Raw genomic sequence first — 21106 nt, 5'->3', positions numbered from 1 at the left:
TACGAAAGGGGACCCGCACCGTTCCGGTGCGGGTCCCCTTCTGCGTACGAACGTTCTCGTACGAACGGACTCAGACGTTGAACCCGAGCGCCCGAAGCTGCTCGCGGCCTTCGTCCGTGATCTTGTCCGGACCCCACGGCGGCATCCAGACCCAGTTGATCCGGAGCTCGTTGACGATGCCGTCGGTGGCCGACTTGGCCTGGTCCTCGATGACATCGGTCAGCGGACAGGCCGCGGACGTCAGGGTCATGTCGAGGGTGGCGATGTTGGCGTCGTCGATGTGGATGCCGTAGATGAGGCCGAGGTTGACGACGTCGATGCCCAGCTCGGGGTCGACGACGTCGTACAGCGCCTCGCGCACCTCTTCTTCGGAGGCGGGCTTCAGGGTTGCGGTCTCGTCGCTCATGCGGACTTCCTCTCGGCGGGCTCGGACTCCCCCAGAGCCTGGGCGGTCGCGTCCTTCCACGCCATCCAGCTCAGCAGCGCGCACTTCACACGCGCCGGGTACTTGGAGACACCGGCGAACGCGACCGCGTCCTCCAGGATCTCCTCCATCGCGTCATCGGGCTCGATCCGGCCCTTGGACTGCATCAGCTCCAGGAAGGTGCCCTGGATCTTCTGCGCCTCGGCGAGGTCCTTGCCGACCAGGAGGTCGTTGAGGACGGAGGCGGAGGCCTGGCTGATGGAGCAGCCCTGACCCTCGTACGAGACATCCGCGATCCGCGTGCCGTCGTACTTCACACGGAGCGTGATCTCGTCACCGCAGGTCGGGTTGACGTGGTGCACCTCGGCGTCGCCATCCCGGAGACCGCTCCCGTGCGGGTGCTTGTAGTGGTCCAGGATGACTTCCTGGTACATCGAATCAAGCTTCACGTTTCCAGCCAGCCCCTCAGCCGAAGAAGTTCCGTACGTGCTCCAGACCGTCGACCAAGGCGTCCACCTCGGCCGGCGTGGAGTACAGATAGAACGACGCTCGCGTGGTCGCAGGAATTCCGTACCGCAGGCAGACCGGCCGCGCGCAGTGGTGGCCGACCCGGACCGCGATGCCCTGCTCGTCGAGGACCTGGCCCACGTCGTGCGGGTGGATGTCCCCGAGCGTGAACGAGATCGCGGCGCCGCGGTCCTCCGCGGTGACCGGACCGATGATCCTGAGGTCCGGTACTTCGAGGAGGCGCTTGACCGCGTACTCGGTGATCGCCTGCTCGTGGCGGGCGATGTTCTCCATGCCGATCGCGTTCAGGTAGTCCACGGCCGCGCCGAGGCCGACGGCCTGGGCGATCGGGGGCGTACCGGCCTCGAACTTGTGCGGCGCGGGAGCGTACGTCGACGAGCTCATCGACACGGTCTCGATCATCTCGCCGCCGCCGAGGAACGGCGGCAGGTCCTCGAGCAGCTCCTGGCGTCCCCACAGCACACCGATGCCGGTCGGGCCGCACATCTTGTGGCCGGTGAAGGCCACGAAGTCGGCCTGCAGCGCCTGCACATCGAGGGGCATGTGCGGGGCGGCCTGCGAGGCGTCGATGAGGACGAGGGCGCCGACCTCCTGGGCGCGGCGCACGATGGCCTCGACCGGGTTGTGCGTGCCCAGGATGTTCGAGACGAGCACGAAGGAGACGATCTTCGTCTTCTCCGTGATGACCTCGGTGATGTTGCTCAGATCGAGGCGGCCGTCGTCCGTGAGACCGAACCACTTCAGCTTCGCGCCGGTGCGCTGCGAGAGCAGCTGCCACGGAACGATGTTGGAGTGGTGCTCCATCTCCGTGATGACGATCTCGGTCTCGTGGTCCACCTTGTAGGGCTCGTCGGCCCAACCGAGCATGTTCGCCACGAGGTTGAGGGATTCCGAGGCGTTCTTGGTGAAGATCACCTCGTCGCGGGAGGGCGCGTTGATGAACTCCGCGACCTTGTCCCGCGCACCCTCGTACAGCGCCGTGGCCTCCTCGGCGAGGACGTGCACGCCGCGATGGACATTGGCGTTGTGCCGCTCGTAGTACTCGGTGAGCGCATCGAGCACCTGGCGCGGCTTCTGCGAGGTCGCCGCGTTGTCCAGGTACACAAGCTTCTTGCCGTCGTGGATCACACGGTCCAGGGCGGGGAAGTCCTTGCGGATCGCCTCGGTGTCGAGGAGGCCCGGCAGCTGTGTCATACGGCGGCGCCGCCCTTCGTGTACTTCTCGTAGCCCTCGGCCTCGAGGGTGTCGGCCAGCTCGGGGCCGCCGGACTCGACGATCTTGCCGCCCGCGAAGACGTGCACGAAGTCGGGCTTGATGTAGCGCAGGATGCGCGTGTAGTGCGTGATGAGCAGCGTGCCGACCTCGCCCGTCTCACGGACGCGGTTGACGCCGTCGGAGACGGTGCGCAGGGCGTCGACGTCGAGGCCGGAGTCGGTCTCGTCGAGGATCGCGATCTTCGGCTTGAGAAGCTCCATCTGCAGGATCTCGTGGCGCTTCTTCTCACCGCCGGAGAAGCCCTCGTTCACGTTGCGCTCGGCGAAGGCCGGGTCCATCTGGAGCTGCTCCATCGCACCCTTGACCTCCTTCACCCAAGTACGCAGCTTGGGGGCCTCGCCGCGGATCGCCGTCGCCGACGTACGCAGGAAGTTGGAGACCGAGACACCGGGGACCTCGACCGGGTACTGCATGGCGAGGAACATGCCGGCGCGGGCACGCTCGTCGACCTCCATGGCGAGGACGTCCTCGCCGTCCAGGGTGACGGTGCCCTGGGTGATCGTGTACTTCGGGTGACCGGCGATCGAGTAGGCGAGCGTCGACTTGCCAGAGCCGTTGGGGCCCATGATGGCGTGCGTCTCGCCCTGCTTCACGGTCAGGTCGACACCCTTGAGAATTTCCTTGGTGCCGTTCTCGACCTCGACGGTGACGTGCAGGTCGCGGATTTCAAGCGTTGCCATGGTGCCTCAGGACTCCTGGGTGACGGAGACGAGCACATCGTCCCCTTCGATCTGTACGGGGTATACGGGGACGGGGCGCGTCGCGGGAAGGCCGGACGGCTTGCCGGTACGGAGGTCGAACGCGGAGCCGTGCAGCCAGCACTCGATCTGGCAGTCCTCCACCTCGCCCTCGGACAGCGAGACGTTCGCGTGCGAGCAGATGTCGTAAATCGCGAACACCTCGCCCTCTGTCTTGACGAGCGAGACGGGCGTGCCGTCGAGTTCCACCCGCTTCGGGGTGTCCTCCTCGAGCTCGCTCAGCGCGCAGGCTTTGACGAAGACGGACATCAGACGGACGCCTCGAGCTCTTCCTCGATCTTCGCGATGAGGCGCTCCTCGATGTCCTTGACACCGATCTGCTGGACCAGCTCGGCGAAGAAGCCGCGCACGACGAGGCGGCGGGCCTCGACCTGCGGGATGCCGCGGGCCATCAGGTAGAAGAGCTGCTCGTCGTCGAAGCGGCCGGTCGCCGAGGCGTGGCCGGCACCGACGATCTCGCCGGTCTCGATCTCGAGGTTCGGCACCGAGTCGACCCGGGCGCCGTCGGTCAGAACCAGGTTGCGGTTCATCTCGTACGTGTCCGTGCCCTCGGCCGCGGCCTCGATGAGGACGTCGCCGATCCACACGGCGTGCGCCTGCTCGCCCTGCAGCGCGCCCTTGTAGACGACGTTGGACTTGCAGTTCGGCACGTTGTGGTCGACCAGGAGGCGGTGCTCCTGGTGCTGGCCGGCGTCCGTGAAGTACAGGCCGAGCAGCTCGGCGTCGCCGCCGGGGCCCGCGTAGGTGACGCGCGGGTGCAGCCGTACGAGATCGCCGCCGAAGGTCACGACGACCGACTTGAAGGTGGCGTCGCGGCCGACCAGCGCGTTGTGCTGCGAGCAGTGCACCGCGGTGTCGTCCCAGTCCTGCACGGAGACGAAGGTGACCTTCGCTCCGTCGCCGATCAGGAAGTCCACGTTGGCGGCGCGCACACCGTCACCGGTGTGGTCGACCACGATGACAGCCTCGGCGAAGGCACCGATGTCGAACACGGTGTGCCCGAAGGTGGTGCCGCCCTCGCCGTGCAGCAGTACGCGCACGGGCTCGGTGAGCACGGACTCCTTGGGCACCGTGATAACGGTGGCCTTCTCGAAGGAGGAGTACGCCTGCGCCGCGATGCGGTCGACCGGCGTGCCCGCCTTGCCGACCCGCTCGTCGTCACGGGTCACCGACTCGACGGTGACACCCTCGGGCGCGTCGACCTGCGCCTTGATGGCGCCGTCCGCCTTCGCGGTGCCGTCGTGCAGACCCTTGAGGCGCTCCAGCGGCGTGAACCGCCACTCCTCCTCACGGCCGTGCGGGACCGGGAAGTCCGCGACGTCGAAGGACGGGGGCGCGCTCATGCGGGTGGCGACGGTGGACTCCGCCGCCACCGCTACAGCGCCGCCGGCGGTGGCACCGGCCGGGATGTTCTGAGCCTCAGCCATGGCTGTCGTAGTGCTCTCTTTCTTACGTATAAGTGGCTTGATGGAGACGGTGGTTGGCGGCCGCGAAGGGCCGCCGGCCCGGAGGCCTTAACCGACCGCACCCTCCATCTGCAGCTCGATCAGCCGGTTGAGCTCCAGGGCGTACTCCATCGGGAGCTCCTTGGCGATCGGCTCGACGAAGCCGCGCACGATCATGGCCATGGCCTCGAACTCGGTCATGCCGCGGCTCATCAGGTAGAAGAGCTGGTCCTCGGAGACCTTGGAGACGGTCGCCTCGTGACCCATGGACACGTCGTCCTCACGGACGTCCACGTAGGGGTACGTGTCCGAGCGGGAGATCTGGTCCACGAGCAGCGCGTCACAGAGCACGTTGGACTTGGAGCCCGGAGCGCCCTCGCCGATCTCGACCAGACCGCGGTACGAGGTGCGGCCGCCGCCACGGGCCACCGACTTCGACACGATGTTGGACGAGGTGTTCGGCGCCATGTGCACCATCTTGGAACCGGCGTCCTGGTGCTGGCCCTCGCCCGCGAAGGCGATGGACAGCGTCTCGCCCTTGGCGTGCTCGCCCATCAGGTAGACGGCCGGGTACTTCATGGTGACCTTGGAACCGATGTTGCCGTCGATCCACTCCATGGTCGCGCCCTCGTACGCCACGGCGCGCTTGGTGACCAGGTTGTAGACGTTGTTCGACCAGTTCTGGATCGTCGTGTAGCGGCAGCGGCCGCCCTTCTTGACGATGATCTCGACGACCGCGGAGTGCAGCGAGTCCGAGGAGTAGATCGGAGCGGTGCAGCCCTCGACGTAGTGGACGTAGGCGTCCTCGTCGACGATGATCAGCGTCCGCTCGAACTGGCCCATGTTCTCCGTGTTGATACGGAAGTAGGCCTGCAGCGGGATCTCGACGTGTACGCCCTTGGGGACGTAGATGAACGATCCGCCGGACCACACGGCCGTGTTCAGCGAGGCGAACTTGTTGTCGCCGACGGGGATGACGGTGCCGAAGTACTCCTTGAAGAGCTCCTCGTGCTCCTTGAGCGCGGTGTCGGTGTCGACGAAGATGACGCCCTGCTCCTCCAGGTCCTCACGGATCTGGTGGTAGACGACCTCCGACTCGTACTGGGCCGCGACACCCGCGACGAGGCGCTGCTTCTCCGCCTCCGGGATGCCGAGCTTGTCGTACGTGTTCTTGATGTCCTCGGGCAGCTCTTCCCAGGAAGCGGCCTGCTTCTCGGTGGAGCGCACGAAGTACTTGATGTTGTCGAAGTCGATGCCGGAGAGGTCGGAGCCCCAGGTCGGCATGGGCTTCTTGCCGAACAGGCGAAGACCCTTGAGACGGAGCTTGGTCATCCACTCCGGCTCGTTCTTCTTGGACGAGATGTCGAGCACGACATCCTCGTTGAGACCGCGCTTGGCAGCCTGGCCGGCCGCGTCGGAGTCGGCCCAGCCGTACTCGTACTTACCCAGTCCCTCGAGTTCGGGGTGGGCAGTCTCCTCGATGGGGAGAGTCATGCGGGGTTCCTCCCGGCCGTGCTTGCTGTGGTGGTCTGGTCTTGCGTGGTTTCGGTGTCTTTACGAGGAATGAACGTCGTGCAGACGCCGTCCCCGTGGGCGATGGTGGCCAGTCGCTGCACATGGGTGCCGAGCAGACGGCTGAAGAACTCCGTCTCCGCCTCGCACAGCTGCGGAAACTGCTCGGCGACATGAGCGACCGGGCAGTGGTGCTGACACAGCTGCTCGCCGACCGGTGCGCTACGCGCAGTGGCAGCGTACCCGTCCGCGCTCAGGGCCCTGGCCAGGGCCTCGGTGCGGGCTTGCGGCGGTACGTTCTCCAGGGCCTCGCGGTATCCCTCGGCCTGGGCTGCGAGTCGGGCCCGGGCGAACGCGGCGACGGCCGCGTCCCCGAGCTCCCCGCCGCCGGCGGACTGCGAGATCCAGCGCAGGGCTTCGGCGGCGAGCTTGTCGTAGGACTGGTCGAAGGCGTCCCGGCCGCAGTCCGTCAGGGCGAACACCTTGGCGGGCCTGCCGCGCGTACGAGCGCCGTAGACCCGCTTCTCGCGAGGTTCCACGACATCGTCGGCGACCAGTGCGTCGAGGTGACGGCGGACGGCGGCCTGGGTGAGACCCAGACGGGCGGCGAGGTCGGCCACGGTGGACGGGCCGTGGTCCAGGATGGAGCGCGCGACGCGGTTGCGCGTGGAGCGCTCACCGGTCCCGAGTTCCTCCTGCGGGGCCCCCGCAGGAGCCTCCGAAGCCTCGCCGACGTTTTTCACAACGCCATTGTTGCGTAATTCCTCTGGCCCCGACAACCGGCCTGGTGGCAGGGGCAGGGTGCGGTGCATCACTTAGGGAGACCTAAGTGGATACGCAGGGTGACGAGTGGTGAACCCCGAGGTCAATCGGGCTGTCGTATCGGCTCAGAGATCCTCTTCGAGTTCGGGCCTTCCCATGAACCAGTACGAGCCGGCCACAAGGAGTCCGCCGCCGACGATATTGCCCGGCACGGTGAACACGAGATTGCGCAGCAGATCGCCGAGGCCGGCGCCGCCGTCGAGGATCGAGAGCGCGAAGAGCGCCATATTGGCCACGCAGTGCTCGAAACCCACGGCGACGAACACCAGGACCGGGATCCAGAGCACGAAGATCTTCGCGCCGTCCCCCTTGGCCCGGTAGAACATCCAGATCGCGAGGCAGACGAGGAAGTTGCAGAGCACCCCGCGCCAGAAGAGCTGACCGCCGTCCAGCGCTTCCTTGCCGTGGATCATCTCGGCGAGCATCGCGCGGGCGGGAGCGGTGGAGACCACCCCGGAGGCGTGCACCATCGCGCCGAAGAGGAAGGCGCCGACGAAGTTGCCGAACAGGGACGTGACCCAGCTGGCCACCAGGTCCTTGGCGCCGGTGCGGCCGGTGAGCGCGCCGATCAGCATCACCATGACGTTGCTGGTGAACAGCTGGGCGCCCGCGAACATCACGATGGTCAGCGCGATCGGGAAGACCAGGCCTTCGAGCAGCTTCGTGGCCGAGGAACCGGCCGAGACGAAGGGCGAGATCGCGACGAGCAGGAGCACCTCGCCGATGCCGATGTACGCACCTGCGAGCACAGCGGAGACGAAATAGCGGGGAGGCGTCCGCCGCAGGTCATGGGCCTTGTGGACGGCCTGCTCGGATGTCTCTGCCACGTTTTTCGCAATGGTGGTCACATATCGACGCTAGGCCCGTTCCGGTCCCGCTTCGGACAGAAAAGGTCACCAATGACCGGACCTGCGGACCCGGCGGCCAGGGACCTGTGACCCGTCCCTAGACTCTGTCCTCATGCGAAGCGAGCCCGTCGTCACGCTCACCGGTCTGGTGAAGCGCTACGGCAGCAAGACCGCCGTGGACGGCCTGGACCTGGAGGCGTCGGCGGGTGTCACCGCCGTCCTCGGTCCCAACGGCGCCGGCAAGACCACCACCGTCGAGACCTGCGAGGGCTACCGGAAGCCGGACGCCGGCACCGTCCGCGTCCTGGGTCTCGACCCGGTCGGGCAGGCCGCGCAGCTGCGCCCGCGGATCGGCGTGATGCTCCAGTCCGGCGGCGTCTACTCCGGCGCCCGCGCCGACGAGATGCTCCGCCACATCGCCAAGCTGCACGCCCACCCGCTCGACGTGGACGCCCTGATCGAGCGTCTGGGGCTTGGCAGTTGCGGCCGTACGACGTATCGCCGGCTGTCCGGCGGCCAGCAGCAGCGCCTGGCGCTCGCGCTGGCCGTGGTGGGCCGTCCCGAGCTGGTCTTCCTCGACGAGCCGACCGCGGGTCTCGACCCGCAGGCGCGCAGGGCCACTTGGGAGCTCCTACGGGAGCTGCGCGCCGACGGCGTCAGCGTCATCCTCACCACGCACCACATGGACGAGGCCGAGCAGCTCGCCGACGACGTCGCCATCATCGACGCGGGCAAGGTCATCGCCCAGGGCAGCCCCGAGCAGCTCTGCAAGGGCGGCGCCGAGAACACCCTGCGTTTCTCCGGACGCCCGGGTCTCGACATCGCCTCGCTCCTGAAGGCCCTGCCGATGGACACGCTCGCCGCCGAGCTCACCCCGGGCTCGTACCGCGTGACCGGGACCGTCGACCCGCAGCTGCTCGCGACCGTGACGTCCTGGTGCGCCCAGCACGGCGTGATGCCCGACCGGATCTCGGTCGAGCGGCACACCCTCGAGGACGTCTTCCTGGAACTGACCGGCAAGGAGCTGCGCGGATGAGCACCGGGACACCCACCGCCGGTACGTACACGCCGAAGCCGGGCGCCGCCCCCATGGGCCGGATGATCACGGCGCAGGCGCTCTTCGAGACGAAGATGCTCCTGCGCAACGGTGAGCAACTGCTGCTCACCGTGGTCATCCCGTCCCTGCTCCTGGTCCTCTTCTCGACGGTCGACGTCGTGACTGTGCCTGTTGAAACGACGGGGGGTTCGGGCAAGGCGGTCGACTTCCTCGCCCCGGGCATCCTCGCCCTCGCCGTGATGTCCACGGCGTTCACCGGGCAGGCCATCTCGACCGGGTTCGAGCGGCGGTACGGAGTGCTCAAGCGGCTCGGCACCTCGCCGCTGCCGCGCTGGGGGCTGATGGCCGCGAAGACGCTGTCCGTGCTGGCCGTCGAGGTCCTGCAGATCGTCCTGCTCACAGCGATCGCCTTCGGCCTGGGCTGGTCGCCGCAGGGCAATCCCCTGCCGGTCGTGCTCCTGCTGATCCTCGGTACGGCGGCCTTCTCGGGCCTCGGCCTGCTGATGGCCGGGACGCTGAAGGCCGAGGCCACCCTCGCCGCCGCCAACCTGGTCTTCCTGCTGCTCCTGGTCGGCGGCGGTGTGATCGTCCCGCTGGACAAGTTCCCGGACGCCGCCCAGTCCGTGCTCGGCCTGCTGCCCATCTCGGCACTCTCGGACGGTCTGCGCGATGTGCTCCAGCACGGCGCGGGGATCCCGTGGGGCGACCTCGGGATCCTCGCGGTGTGGGCGGTGCTCGGGCTGGGTGCGGCGGCGCGCTTCTTCCGCTGGGAGTGAGCGGCCGACCAGGAGCTGTCCTTACAGGCGCCGCTTGGTCCACCAGAAGCTGAACCCGGTGAGCCCGAGCGCGAGCGCCAGGTAGATGCCCGTCTCGGCCCACTGGAAAGGCCAGTAACGGCTGGACGGGTGGTACGTCGCCTCCTGCCGGTATCCCAGCCGGTTCGCCGTATCGCTTACGCACTGCATGGCCTTCGCGGGCTGTCGCGGGGCGTCGCACTTCGCCATGTCCGCGTCCGGCAGATCGATCACGGCCACGGTGCGGCCGTCCTTGTCGACCGTACGGCTGGACAGGATCCACGCCCCGGCGTCCGCCACGCTCGCCTGCACATGCAGCAGTCCGCCTTCGCCGACGCCGTCGATATTGGCCGTGGAGAACATCGCGGTCGTCCTGACCGGCTCGGCCAGGTTCGGCCGTACGAGCATCGGCATCGCGATCTGCACCAGCGCGAAGACCGCGAGCGTGAGGGCCATGGCGGGCAGCGCACGCCTAACCAGCATCCCGACGGTCACGCCGAGGGCGAACGCGAACGCCGCGTAGCCGACCGGGACGATGCCCCGGGTGGCGAACACGATGGCCTCAAGGCGCGGATAGCTGCTGACGGCACTCTTGTCGAGCGGGCTCGCCCACCACGTCACGGCCAGCGTGCCGATCCCCGCCGCGACCATGGTGGCCAGGCCCACGAACGCGATCTTGACGGCGAACCAGCGGGTGCGGCGCACGCTCTGGGTCAGGGCCATCCGGAGTGTGCCGGTCTCCATCTCCCGCGCGACCAGCGGCGCACCCCAGAACAGTCCGATCAGGCCGGGCAGCAGGAGCAGCAGTCCGCTGACCCCGAGGAAGGCGGACTGATGGCTGTCGAGGAACCGGTCGAGGAAGCGTGTGCACCCCGCCTCCTGCCCGGTGCAGGCGGCGATCCCCTGTGCGTAGTCGTCGGCCAGGCCGGGCCCGGTGAACGCGAGCGCCGCCGCGAACACCGTGAGCACACCGGCCATCATCAGGGCGGAGCCCCGGAACTGCCGCCACGTCAGCCAGATCATCGCTGCACCTCCAGCCGCGGCCGCCGCACGACGGGAGCGGACTTGTCCATGTAGGCGAGGACCAGGTCCTCCAGATTGATCCCGTCCACGCTCCAGCCCGGATCGAGGATCGGCTCCTGAGTCCGTACGAGCAGCGTGGTCTGCCGGTCGGTGTGGCTGGCGGAGATCACCTGCTGGCTCCCCGGCAGCGTCGCCGGATCGCGCCGCGCCCCGACAAGGCGGTGATGCGTGGCCAGCAGCTCGTCCAGATCACCGGCGACCTGCACCCGGGAGTCGACGAGCACCACCAGGTAGTCGCAGGCACGCTCCACGTCGGAGACGAGGTGCGAGGAGAGCACGACGCTGAGCTCCTGCTCGGCCACCGCCTCCATGAGCAGCTGCATGAACTCCCGCCGCGCGAGGGGGTCGAGGGAGGCGACCGGCTCGTCCAGGATGAGCAGTTCGGGACGCTTGGCCAGCGCCATGGTGAGCGCGAGCTGGGCACGCTGGCCGCCGGACAGGGTGCCGGCGCGCTGCTTCGGATCGAGTCCCAGGCGGTCGATGCGCTCCCGCGCGACCGCGTCCTCCCACCCCGGGTTGAGCCGTCGGCCGAGGGCGAGGTGGTCGGCCACGCTGAGGCGCGCGTACACCGGGGTGTCCTGGGCGACGAAGCCCACGCGGGCGAGCTGGTCCACATCGGCCGCGGGCGGGCCGCCGCACACCTCGATGCTGCCGCTGCTCGGCGTGAGGAGCCCGGCCGCCAGGTTCAACAGGGTCGATTTGCCCGCCCCGTTGGGGCCGACCAGACCGATGACGCGGCCGGCCGGCAGTTCCAGGTCGCAGTCCTGCAGCGCCCAGCGCTGCCGGTACTTCTTGCCCAGGCCGCGGGCCCGTATGACGGTGCTCACGCTACTTCCTCTCCGGCACCACGAAAGGTGCTCAGGAACAGGGCCTCGATGCTCTCCTCATCGAGCCCGGCGAGCCGTGCCTTGGTGAGCCAGCGCTCGAGCTCCTTGCGCAGCGGGCCGTGCGCGGACAGCGACTTGTCGGCGAGGGTGCGGGTCACGAACGTGCCGACACCGGGGCGCGCGGCCACGAGTCCCTTGTGCTCCAGCTCGCGGTACGCCTTGAGGACGGTGTTGGGGTTGATCGCCAGCCGGCTCGCCACGTCCTTGACGGTCGGCAGCCGGTCCCCCTCCTTGAGGAGTCCGAGCCTCAGCGCGTGCCGTACCTGCTGGACGAGCTGCTGATACGGGGAGAGACCCGAGCGGCCGTTCAGATGGAACTCGATCACGGCGCCTCCATTTATCTAGTTGCCTAGCACTTTAGGCCCCTAGGCTCAGCAGGCGTCAAGACCTGCGTCACGCCCTTCCGTAGATAAAAAGGACTCAACTGTCATCAACCGGGCGCCACATGCGGACCCTCGTGAAAACTTGCACAAGCCGTCCCCCTACGATGGGCGCGTGCCAAACGTGACCCGAGCCGATGTCGCTCAAGCCGTGCGCAACCCGCTCGCCTACATCGCCGAGCGCTGGACCCCCTCACAGCGGATGCTCCAGCGCGCGATCCTCGCGTCGCTCGTGATGAACGTCGTGATCGTCGGTACCGGCGGCGCCGTCCGCCTGACCGGTTCGGGCCTCGGCTGCCCGACCTGGCCCAAGTGCACCGACGACTCGCTCACGACGACCGCGGAGATGGGCTTCCACGGCGTGATCGAGTTCGGCAACCGGCTGCTCACGTACGTGCTGTGCGCTGCGGTCGGCTGGGCGATCATCGCGGCCCGCTCGACGAAGCCGCACCGCCGGAGCGTGACGCGGCTCGGCTGGGTGCAGTTCTGGCTGGTCATGGGCAATGCGGTGCTCGGCGGCATCGTGGTGCTCGTCGGCCTCAACCCGTACACCGTGGCCGCCCACTTCCTGCTCTCCACCACGCTGATCACCGTCGCGACGGTGATGTGGCAGCGCGCCCGCGAAGGCGACGGCGCTCCGCGTCCGCTGGTCGGCAAGTCCGTGCGCCAGCTGGTGTGGTTCCTGACGGTCGCGGCCGCGCTGCTCGTCGCCGTCGGCACCGTGGTCACCGGCGCGGGCCCGCACGCGGGCGACTCGAGCGAGGTGCACCGCATCCCGCTGAACTGGGAGGACGTGTCCCGTCTGCACGCGGTCCTCGCCTGGGTCGTGGTCTCGCTGACCTTCGCCCTGTGGTTCGTCCTCAAGGCCGTCGACGCCCCGCCCGGACCGCTGCGCCGCACCCGCGACCTGTTCCTGATCCTGCTCGCGCAGGGCCTGATCGGTTACGTCCAGTACTTCACGGACCTGCCGGAGATCCTGGTCGGCGCCCACATGCTCGGCTCGTGCATGGTCTGGATCGCGATCGTCCGCGTCATGCTCGCCCTGCGCGAGCGCCCCGAGCTCGAACTCTCGCTGCCGGCCCAGGGCGAGGCCCAACTGACGAGCGCGCGCTAGTCCCTTCACGCTCCCCGGCACCCGATGTCAGTGCCCCCTCCTAAGGTGAACCCGATCTTGCCCGGGTGCGGACGAAGGTGGGGGCCATGGGGGCCAGCGGTTGGCAGTACGTCACTGCGTACGAGGGGTCGGTCGAGGCGTCCTTGGCGGCGCTGCACGCCCGGGTCTTCGCCGAGGAGTACGGCGAAGACGACGCGTACGAGTGCCTCGACGACCTGTGGGACGACGAGGAGTTCATGGGCGAGGAGGGGACCCACTCCATCCTCGACATCCAGCGCGTCGTGTACCTGACCAGTCCGCCGGACCCGGCGAACGAGGACGACTACGGGACGCTGCGTCCTGTCGGACCCGGTCGCGTCAGGCACCACTTCGGCACGGAGCATCCGACGCCCGCGCAGTTCGAGAGCCTGCTCGCCCAGGCGCATGAAGCGTCCCGCGCGGCCCGGCCCCGCCCCACGGACACCCTGCTGGACGAGCCGCACATGCGCTGGTCCGGCCTTTTCGTGCTCCTGTACGCGGACAGCGGCGAGCGGGAGCCGAGCCATGTGGGGATCTTCGGCTACTCCGGCGACTGAACGCGCGGCACGGGCTCAGGACGTGGCCAGGCCGTACACCCGCCGGGCGTTCCCCGCCGCGATCATCCCCGCGACCCGGTCCGCGTCCGCACGGGACCAGGCGCCCTCGGACACCCAGCCGCCGAGCACCCGGCCGAGCGCCTCGCGGAACAACCGGGCGGCGACCACATGCAGTTCGGGCAGCCCGCGGGCCCCGCTGGAGAAGAGGAGCTTGCCGAACGGGACGAGCTCGAGGATCTCGGCGAGCAGCCCCGTCGCGCGGGCGCCGGTGCGCACGAGCGCGGGGCCCAGGTCCGTGTAGACATGCGGGAAGACGCCGGCGAGATGGGCGGCGTGGCGGTGGTACGGGTAGCCGTGCATCAGGATCAGGTCCGTGCCGAGCCCGGCCGTGGCCCGCGCGAAACGGGTGAGGTAGTGCTGGGGGTTGCTCGCCCCCGAGTGCAGTTGCAGCGGCAGCCCGCTGGCGACGGCGATCCACAGCAGATGGCGCAGGAGTACGGGATCGGTCAGCTCACCGCCCACCTGGCGTGCCGCGAGCCACCGTCCCGCGGCCCCGCGCACCTCGCCCGCGTCCGGCGGTTCGGGGGCGAGTGCCAGCCCGTGGCGTTCGCCCGCGACCGAGGTGAACGCGACCGCGGCGGAGGCCGCACCGTGCACGGACTCGGCGAGATTCGCGAGGAACGACTCCACGGTCCCGGACGTGTCCGCGACCTGCTCGGCGAGGAGTTCCAGGCGGACGATCTCGTGCGCCGACGCCCCGCCCGCCGCGCCCAGTTCGGCGGGCCCGGTCAGGTCCTCGGGCAGCCCGGTGTCGACGAGATACGTGGTGATCCCGCTGCCCCCGAGCAGCCGTCGCGCCGCCTCGACCACTCCCAGTTCACGGCGCCGCGCCAGATAGTGCGGCGCCGGACAGTGCGGTTCGAGGTCGAGCAGGGGCGGGCACCAGCGGCGTACGGCGAAGCCCGTCTGGGTGTCGAAGAAGGTGGTGCCCGGGGCGGGCGGGCCCTCTCCGCGCCCGAGATGGGACTCGAACGTGCCGAGGCCGAGCTCGGTGCGCAGTACGCCGTGGCAGTACTGGTCCACCAGGGACGGGGTGTCGATCATCCGGGGCTCCCTGTGCTGGACCGCTGTTCCTTACGGTCCTAACGCCGAAGCCCCGCTCCAGGTGTTGCCCGCCGCCGCCTCAACCGTTCTTCGGACCGCCGAGCTGCATACCGGCCATCCGCGTCCACTCGTACGGGCCTGTCTTCACCTTGGCCGCGAACTCGCCGTCGAAGTCCTCGTGCACGGTGACCCCGGCCTTCGCGACCGCGGCCTCGGCCACCGCGTGGCTGGTCGCGAACAGGTCGCCCCAGCCGCCGTCCTGCCCGACGAGCACGATCCGCGTACCGCGCTCCCCCACATAGGCGAGCTGCGCCTCGGCCCCGCCGTGCTCCTTGGCGAACGCGCCGATCCGCTTGGCCAGCTTGGCCGCCGTCCGCTCGTCCTTGGTGTCCCGGACCTCGGAGTCCTGGGCCGCTGTCTCCGTCTTCGTCTCTGCCATGGGCCAGATGCTACCGACGGGTAGATCAACGCGCGACGCCCGCCCGCAGTGTCCTCGGCCACGCGGCCGTGCCCATTCCCCTTGCAAGCCGCCCGTGGTACCACCTCTGCCCATGGGCGACTCGGTCGTGGTGGGCATCAGCTATCCGCCCCATTGGGATGTACGGCCCGAGGGCGCCCTTGCCGCCGATCTCGCCGCGACCGCCGCACTGGACCCGCGTATCGAGCTGGTCGACTGCCGTTACGTCGAGCCCGATTCCCTGCGCACGGCCCGCAGCGCACCACCGCCGCATGACCACTCGCGCGACCGGGCACCGGAACTGACCGGTCCCCAGCGCGAGTTGTTCGCCCGCGCCGAGGTGATTCTGACCACAGACCTCCCCTTCGCCATCGCCGCGCTCGCCCCGAACCTCCGCTGGGTCCAGGGCATCGGCGCCGGCGTCGGCCAGCTCCTGTCGGCCTGCCCCGGCGAAATCCGGGTGACCACCGCGGCCGGGGTGAACGCCGCCTCCGTCGCCGAGTTCGCCCTGGCCCGCCTGCTCGAACACGCCAAGCGGCTACGGGAGATCGACGAGGTCCAGCGGATACGCGGCCCCCGCCGCCCCTTCGGCACCCAGCTCGGCGGCCGCACGCTCGGCGTGATCGGACTCGGCCGGATCGGCACCCGTATCGCCGCCGGTGCGCATGCGCTGGGAATGCGGGTCCTGGCCGTCCGCCGGGACAGCACGGCACCCCGCCCGGCCTGCGTCGACGAGGTGTACGCGCCTTCGCGGCTCCTTGCGTTCCTGCCCCGCTGCGACGCGGTGATCGCCGCCGCCCCCGAGACCCCGGACACCGCGGACCTGATGGACGCGCGGGCCTTCGCGGCCATGCGGCCGGGCTCGTTCTTCTGCAACGTGGGGCGCGGCTCCCTTGTCGACGAGGCCGCCCTGATCGCGGCTCTGGACACCGGCCACCTGGCCGGTGCGGCCCTCGACGTGACCCGCGAGGAACCGCTGCCTGCCGGCAGCCCGCTGTACGACGCCCCGCGGCTGGCCCTGTCACCGCATGTGGCGACGGCCGCCGGCGAGCACTTCACGGGTGTCTTCGAGCTGTTCCGCGAGAACCTGAGCCGCTATCTGAGCGGCCGTCCGCTCCTCAACGAGGTCGACAAGAACCTCGGCTACTGACGACGGGAGACCTGGAGATGAGCGAGCGCGTCCTCGGCGACATCGCCACGAAGCTGCTCTTCGAGAACGACCGCGTACGGGTCTGGGAGCTGCGCCTGGCACCCGGCGAGCGCAGCGCGGTCCACCGCCACGACCTCGACCATCTCCTGATCCAGATCTCCGGCGACCGCATCGCGATCGAACCCGAGCCGGACTCGGCGGGCCCGTTCAAGGACTACCTGGCGGCGGACGTGGTCCCAGGCGCCGTGATCCCGGTGGACCGCGGCGGCATCGAGACGGCGGTCAACGTGGGCGAGCGGGCTTACCTGGAGGTCATCGTCGAGCTGAAGTGATCCGGCCCGCAGCCGGACTCAGCGCAGGAAGGGGTCCACCGCCACGGCCACGAACAGCAGCGACACATAGGTGATGGACCAGTGGAACAGGCGCATCTCCTTGAGCTTCGCGCCCGTGACCTCGGAATTCGCCCGGTTCTGGAGACTGTGCGCCTCCCAGAGCCAGAACCCGCCCGCGAGCAGGGCGACCACGGTGTAGAACCAGCCGGTGTAGCCGAGCGGGGTGAGCAGCAGCGATGCGCCGACCATCACCCAGCTGTAGAGCACGATCTGCCGGGCGACCACCTTGTTGGAGGCGACGACCGGGAGCATCGGCACACCGGCGCGCGCGTAGTCGTCCTTGACCTTCATCGACAGCGGCCAGTAGTGCGGCGGCGTCCAGAAGAACATCACCAGGAAGAGGATGACCGGCGCGTACGACATCGAGTTGGTCACCGAGGACCAGCCGATGAGGACCGGCATACAGCCCGCGATCCCGCCCCACACGATGTTCTGCGAGGTCCGCCGCTTCAGGATCATCGTGTAGACGACCGAGTAGAAGAGCAGTGCGCCGAGCGCCAGCCAGGCCGACAGCCAGTTGACCGCGAAACCGAAGAGCAGCGTCGAGCCGATCGCGAGGGCGATGCCGAAGGCGAGGCACTCGCGCGGGCTCACCATGCCGGTGACCAGGGGACGCTGCGACGTACGCTCCATGAGCGCGTCGATGTCGCGGTCGTACCACATGTTCAGGGCGTTGGCCCCGCCCGCCGACAGATAGCCGCCGAGACAGGTCACGAGGACCAGCCACAGATCCGGCACACCCTGCTCGGCGAGGAACATCACCGGCACGGTCGTGATGAGCAGCAGCTCGATGATCCGTGGCTTGGTCAGAGCGACGAACGCCATGACCCGGGCCTTCAGTGGCCGACGGCTCGTGCTCGTCGTGCTCAGCACACCCGCAGGACGGGATTCAACGGCCGTCACGCACACCCCTGACAGAGACTCCCAGCGAGCCACGTCGGACGTCCGTCGATGTGAACACCCGGTAAAGGCTCGCGCGTACCAGGCCACTGTAGAGGTTGGCCATACCTCGCCTGCCGCGGGGGTGGGTCGTGTTGGCAGACCGGCCCGTTCGGCGGTCCGGCCGCCTTCCGGAGGCGAATCCGCCCGGCGCCCGGCACCCTGGAATGAGTCGAAAAAATGCACGGCCCAACGGCGGTAGGCTCGGCGGTACGAGCCAGGTGGCGCAGGCCATCGGGCTCGTGACCCGACCGGCGCACGCCCGCCGGTTTCGACATGTGGAGCATGTGGAGAGGAGCCCTGACCCAGGGTGAGCACCAAGCCGACCACCACAGACCTCGAGTGGACCGACCTCGACCAGCGCGCCGTAGATACGGGACGCATCCTGGCCGCGGATGCCGTACAGAAGGTCGGCAACGGCCATCCCGGTACGGCCATGAGCCTGTCCCCCGCCGCGTACACCCTCTTCCAGAAGGTGATGCGGCATGACCCGGCCGACCCCGAGTGGGTGGGGCGCGACCGTTTCGTGCTCTCCGCCGGTCACTCGTCCCTGACCCTGTACATCCAGCTCTACCTGGCCGGCTTCGGTCTCGAGCTCGATGACCTCAAGGCCTTCCGCACCTGGGGCTCCAAGACCCCCGGCCACCCGGAGTACGGCCACACCGCCGGCGTCGAGACCACCACGGGTCCGCTCGGCCAGGGTGTCGCCAACGCCGTGGGCATGGCGATGGCCGCCCGCTACGAGCGCGGTCTGTTCGACCCCGAGGCCCCGGCGGGCGAGAGCCCGTTCGACCACTTCGTGTACGCGATCGCCGGTGACGGCTGCCTCCAGGAGGGCATCTCCGCCGAGGCCTCCTCCCTCGCGGGCCACCAGAAACTCGGCAACCTGGTCCTGCTGTGGGACGACAACCACATCTCGATCGAGGGCGACACGGAGACGGCGATCTCCGAGGACACCCTCAAGCGCTACGAGGCGTACGGCTGGCACGTCCAGCGCGTGAACCCGAAGCCCGACGGTGACCTGGACCCCGAGGCGCTCTACAACGCGATCGAGGCCGCGAAGGCCGTCACGGACAAGCCGTCCTTCATCGCGATGCGCTCGATCATCGCCTGGCCCGCCCCGAACGCCCAGAACACCGAGGCCGCCCACGGCTCGGCTCTCGGCGACGACGAGGTGGCCGCCACCAAGCGCGTGCTCGGCTTCGACCCGGAGCAGAGCTTCGAGGTCTCCGACGAGGTCATCGCCCACACCCGCGGCGCCCTGGCGCGCGGCGCCGAGGCCCGCAACGAGTGGGACAAGTCCCTCGCGGCCTGGCGCACCGCCAACCCGGAGCGCGCCGCCGAGTTCGACCGCATCAACGCGGGCGAGCTGCCGGCCGGCTGGGAGGAGAAGCTCCCGGAGTTCGAGACCGGCAAGGGCGTCGCGACCCGTGCCGCATCCGGCAAGATCCTGCAGTCGCTCGGCGCGGTGATCCCGGAGCTGTGGGGCGGTTCGGCCGACCTCGCGGGTTCCAACAACACCACGATCGACAAGACGAGTTCCTTCCTCCCCGAGGGCAACCCGCTGCCGGAGGCCGACCCGTACGGCCGCACGATCCACTTCGGCATCCGCGAGCACGCCATGGCCGCGTCCATGAACGGCATCGCGCTGCACGGCCACACCCGTATCTACGGCGGCACCTTCCTGGTGTTCTCGGACTACATGCGCAACGCCGTGCGCCTGTCCGCGCTGATGCACCTGCCGGTCACGTACGTGTGGACGCATGACTCCATCGGTCTCGGCGAGGACGGCCCGACGCACCAGCCGGTCGAGCACCTGGCCGCGCTGCGCGCCATCCCGGGTCTGAACCTGGTCCGCCCGGCCGACGCCAACGAGACCGCGATCGCCTGGCGCGAGATCCTGCGCCGCGGCAAGAAGGACTACGGCAAGAGCGCCCCGCACGGCCTCGCGCTGACCCGTCAGGGTGTCCCGACGTACGAGCGCAACGAGGACGCCGCCAAGGGCGGTTACGTCCTGTTCGAGGCCTCCAAGGAGACCCCGGACCTGATCCTGATCGCCACCGGTTCCGAGGTGCAGCTCGCCGTCGCCGCGCGCGAGGCGCTCGAGGCCGAGGGTGTCGCCACCCGGGTCGTCTCGATGCCGTGTGTCGAATGGTTCGAGGCCCAGGACCAGGGGTACCGGGACAGCGTCCTGATCCCTTCCGTCAAGGCGCGGGTGGCCGTCGAGGCCGGTATCGGTCTGACCTGGCACCGCTTCGTCGGGGACGCCGGCCGCATCGTCTCGCTCGAGCACTTCGGTGCCTCGGCCGACGGCAAGGTGCTCTTCCAGGAGTTCGGCCTGACCGCCGACGCGGTCACCGCCGCGGCGAAGGAATCTCTCGCCGCTGCTCAGCGCTGACGCCCATAGACGCTTCATACGACACGTAGGAGATGCAATTTCCATGACAGACGCACTCAAGCGCCTCTCCGAAGAGGGCGTCGCGATCTGGCTGGACGACCTGTCGCGCAAGCGCATCACGTCCGGCAACCTGGCCGAACTCATCGACCAGAGCCACGTCGTGGGCGTCACGACCAACCCGTCGATCTTCCAGAAGGCGATCTCTTCCGGAGACGGTTACGAGGAGCAGGTCGCCGACCTCGCCGCCCGCAAGGTGACGGTCGAGGAAGCCATCCGCATGATCACCACCGCGGATGTACGGGACGCGGCCGACATCCTGCGGCCCGTCTTCGACGCGACCGACGGCCAGGACGGCCGGGTCTCCATCGAGGTCGACCCGCGCCTGGCGCACAACACCAAGGCCACGGTCGCCGAGGCCAAGCAGCTGGCTTGGCTGGTGGACCGGCCGAACACGCTGATCAAGATCCCGGCCACCAAGGCGGGTCTGCCGGCCATCACCGAGACCATCGGCCGGGGAATCAGCGTCAATGTCACGCTGATCTTCTCGCTCGAGCGCTACCGCGAGGTCATGGACGCCTACCTCGCGGGTCTGGAGAAGGCCAAGGCCAAGGGCCTGGACCTCTCCAAGATCCACTCGGTGGCCTCGTTCTTCGTGTCCCGTGTGGACACCGAGATCGACAAGCGTCTGGACGCCATCGGCACCGACGAGGCCAAGGCCCTCAAGGGCAAGGCCGCGCTCGCCAACGCGCGTCTCGCGTACGAGGCGTACGAAGAGGTCTTCGGCTCCGACCGCTGGGGCGCCCTCGACAAGGCCGGCGCCAACAAGCAGCGTCCGCTCTGGGCCTCGACCGGCGTCAAGGACCCGGCGTACAAGGACACCTTGTACGTGGACGACCTGGTCGCGCCCGGCACGGTGAACACCATGCCGGAGGCCACCCTGGAGGCGACCGCCGACCACGGCGAGATCGTCGGCAACACCATCGCCGGTACGTACGAGCAGGCCCGCGCCGAGCTCGACGCCGTCGAGAAGCTCGGGATCAGCTACGACGACGTCGTGCAGCTCCTCGAGGACGAGGGCGTCGACAAGTTCGAGGCGTCCTGGAACGACCTGCTCAAGTCGACTGAGGCGGAGCTCAAGAAGCTCGCTCCCTCGGAGGGCTGACA

At 68.9% G+C, this 21106-nt stretch carries 23 protein-coding genes; 8 read left to right on the top strand and 15 right to left on the bottom strand.

Translation table 11 applies throughout. From position 1 onward, the window contains the following. Positions 1–70 precede the first annotated feature (70 nt). The 9 genes from ABT367_RS03765 to ABT367_RS03725 all read right to left on the bottom strand — a co-directional run bounded on the left by ABT367_RS03765 (position 71) and on the right by ABT367_RS03725 (position 7591). A complete protein-coding gene (locus ABT367_RS03765) occupies positions 71–406 on the bottom strand; it encodes a metal-sulfur cluster assembly factor (protein WP_052576052.1) in 336 nt (111 codons plus the stop codon). Continuing rightward, complete coding sequence (gene sufU / locus ABT367_RS03760) at positions 403–873, bottom strand: Fe-S cluster assembly sulfur transfer protein SufU (RefSeq protein WP_352249216.1); 471 nt, start codon at positions 871–873, stop codon at positions 403–405. Before sufU ends, ABT367_RS03765 begins: the two co-directional genes overlap by 4 nt. Before the next feature lie 16 nt (positions 874–889). After that, a complete protein-coding gene (locus ABT367_RS03755) occupies positions 890–2146 on the bottom strand; it encodes a cysteine desulfurase (protein WP_352249214.1) in 1257 nt (418 codons plus the stop codon). Then, a complete protein-coding gene (gene sufC, locus ABT367_RS03750) occupies positions 2143–2907 on the bottom strand; it encodes a Fe-S cluster assembly ATPase SufC (protein WP_352249212.1) in 765 nt (254 codons plus the stop codon). Before sufC ends, ABT367_RS03755 begins: the two co-directional genes overlap by 4 nt. Before the next feature lie 6 nt (positions 2908–2913). Beyond that, the gene (locus ABT367_RS03745; RefSeq protein ID WP_352249210.1) at positions 2914–3234 is read right to left on the bottom strand and encodes a non-heme iron oxygenase ferredoxin subunit; all 321 of its coding nucleotides are present in this window, start codon (positions 3232–3234) and stop codon (positions 2914–2916) included. Next, a complete protein-coding gene (gene sufD / locus ABT367_RS03740) occupies positions 3234–4412 on the bottom strand; it encodes a Fe-S cluster assembly protein SufD (RefSeq protein WP_352249208.1) in 1179 nt (392 codons plus the stop codon). The genes ABT367_RS03745 and sufD overlap by 1 nt, the downstream gene beginning before the upstream one ends. Positions 4413–4499: 87 nt before the next feature. Beyond that, positions 4500–5924: a Fe-S cluster assembly protein SufB gene (sufB, locus tag ABT367_RS03735; protein WP_199546710.1), complete on the bottom strand. Its 1425-nt coding sequence runs from the start codon at positions 5922–5924 to the stop codon at positions 4500–4502. After that, positions 5921–6685, bottom strand: a complete 765-nt coding sequence (locus ABT367_RS03730; protein ID WP_165335118.1) for a helix-turn-helix transcriptional regulator — start codon at positions 6683–6685, stop codon at positions 5921–5923. Before ABT367_RS03730 ends, sufB begins: the two co-directional genes overlap by 4 nt. Positions 6686–6829: 144 nt before the next feature. Next, positions 6830–7591, bottom strand: coding sequence for a formate/nitrite transporter family protein (locus tag ABT367_RS03725; RefSeq protein ID WP_352249207.1), 762 nt, complete (start codon positions 7589–7591; stop codon positions 6830–6832). 133 nt (positions 7592–7724) lie between these two features. Between ABT367_RS03725 and ABT367_RS03720 the strand changes: the two genes are divergently transcribed. Both ABT367_RS03720 and ABT367_RS03715 read left to right on the top strand, forming a co-directional pair. Then, entirely contained in the window at positions 7725–8648 is a 924-nt protein-coding gene (locus ABT367_RS03720; RefSeq protein ID WP_352249205.1) for an ABC transporter ATP-binding protein, read from the top strand. Then, on the top strand, positions 8645–9445 hold the full coding sequence (locus tag ABT367_RS03715; RefSeq protein WP_352249203.1) for an ABC transporter permease: 801 nt from the start codon (positions 8645–8647) through the stop codon (positions 9443–9445). The genes ABT367_RS03720 and ABT367_RS03715 overlap by 4 nt, the downstream gene beginning before the upstream one ends. Before the next feature lie 21 nt (positions 9446–9466). Here ABT367_RS03715 and ABT367_RS03710 read toward each other — a convergent pair whose 3' ends face one another. From ABT367_RS03710 to ABT367_RS03700, 3 genes are read right to left on the bottom strand one after another with little or no spacing between them, the layout of a single operon-like run. Beyond that, complete coding sequence (locus ABT367_RS03710) at positions 9467–10486, bottom strand: ABC transporter permease subunit (protein ID WP_352249201.1); 1020 nt, start codon at positions 10484–10486, stop codon at positions 9467–9469. Beyond that, positions 10483–11373: an ABC transporter ATP-binding protein gene (locus ABT367_RS03705; protein WP_352249199.1), complete on the bottom strand. Its 891-nt coding sequence runs from the start codon at positions 11371–11373 to the stop codon at positions 10483–10485. Before ABT367_RS03705 ends, ABT367_RS03710 begins: the two co-directional genes overlap by 4 nt. Further along, positions 11370–11759: a GntR family transcriptional regulator gene (locus ABT367_RS03700; protein WP_352249197.1), complete on the bottom strand. Its 390-nt coding sequence runs from the start codon at positions 11757–11759 to the stop codon at positions 11370–11372. Before ABT367_RS03700 ends, ABT367_RS03705 begins: the two co-directional genes overlap by 4 nt. Before the next feature lie 169 nt (positions 11760–11928). On the opposite strand from ABT367_RS03700, the gene ABT367_RS03695 reads away from it, so the two are divergent. Beyond that, complete coding sequence (locus ABT367_RS03695) at positions 11929–12927, top strand: COX15/CtaA family protein (protein WP_352249195.1); 999 nt, start codon at positions 11929–11931, stop codon at positions 12925–12927. Positions 12928–13013: 86 nt separating this feature from the next. Continuing rightward, positions 13014–13502, top strand: a complete 489-nt coding sequence (locus ABT367_RS03690) for a hypothetical protein (protein ID WP_352249193.1) — start codon at positions 13014–13016, stop codon at positions 13500–13502. Between the two features lie 15 nt (positions 13503–13517). Here the strand turns inward: ABT367_RS03690 and ABT367_RS03685 are convergent, their stop codons facing one another. After that, positions 13518–14606 (bottom strand): amidohydrolase family protein, encoded by a 1089-nt coding sequence (locus ABT367_RS03685; RefSeq protein ID WP_352249191.1) that lies wholly within the window; start codon positions 14604–14606, stop codon positions 13518–13520. Positions 14607–14685: 79 nt separating this feature from the next. Then, on the bottom strand, positions 14686–15045 hold the full coding sequence (locus tag ABT367_RS03680) for a hypothetical protein (protein ID WP_352249189.1): 360 nt from the start codon (positions 15043–15045) through the stop codon (positions 14686–14688). A 112-nt stretch (positions 15046–15157) separates the two neighbouring features. Here ABT367_RS03680 and ABT367_RS03675 point away from each other — a divergent pair, with 112 nt between their 5' ends. Both ABT367_RS03675 and ABT367_RS03670 read left to right on the top strand, forming a co-directional pair. Further along, positions 15158–16213 carry a D-2-hydroxyacid dehydrogenase gene (locus ABT367_RS03675; protein ID WP_352249186.1) on the top strand — a complete coding sequence of 352 codons (1056 nt, stop codon included), beginning with the start codon at positions 15158–15160 and terminating at the stop codon, positions 16211–16213. 17 nt (positions 16214–16230) lie between these two features. Further along, positions 16231–16545 carry a hypothetical protein gene (locus ABT367_RS03670; RefSeq protein WP_352249184.1) on the top strand — a complete coding sequence of 105 codons (315 nt, stop codon included), beginning with the start codon at positions 16231–16233 and terminating at the stop codon, positions 16543–16545. Positions 16546–16563: 18 nt separating this feature from the next. On the opposite strand, the gene ABT367_RS03665 is transcribed toward ABT367_RS03670, so the two are convergent. Then, complete coding sequence (locus tag ABT367_RS03665; RefSeq protein WP_352249240.1) at positions 16564–17514, bottom strand: heme o synthase; 951 nt, start codon at positions 17512–17514, stop codon at positions 16564–16566. 340 nt (positions 17515–17854) lie between these two features. Here ABT367_RS03665 and tkt point away from each other — a divergent pair, with 340 nt between their 5' ends. Continuing rightward, a complete protein-coding gene (gene tkt, locus ABT367_RS03660; RefSeq protein ID WP_352249182.1) occupies positions 17855–19942 on the top strand; it encodes a transketolase in 2088 nt (695 codons plus the stop codon). A 43-nt stretch (positions 19943–19985) separates the two neighbouring features. Then, on the top strand, positions 19986–21104 hold the full coding sequence (gene tal, locus ABT367_RS03655) for a transaldolase (RefSeq protein ID WP_352249181.1): 1119 nt from the start codon (positions 19986–19988) through the stop codon (positions 21102–21104). Positions 21105–21106: the final 2 nt, after the last annotated feature.

This window comes from Streptomyces mesophilus (assembly GCF_040300965.1).
Lineage (GTDB): Bacteria > Actinomycetota > Actinomycetes > Streptomycetales > Streptomycetaceae > Streptomyces > Streptomyces mesophilus_A.
The sequence above is the reverse complement of the archived record's forward strand: the minus strand, read 5'-3'. Positions and strand labels throughout refer to the sequence as shown.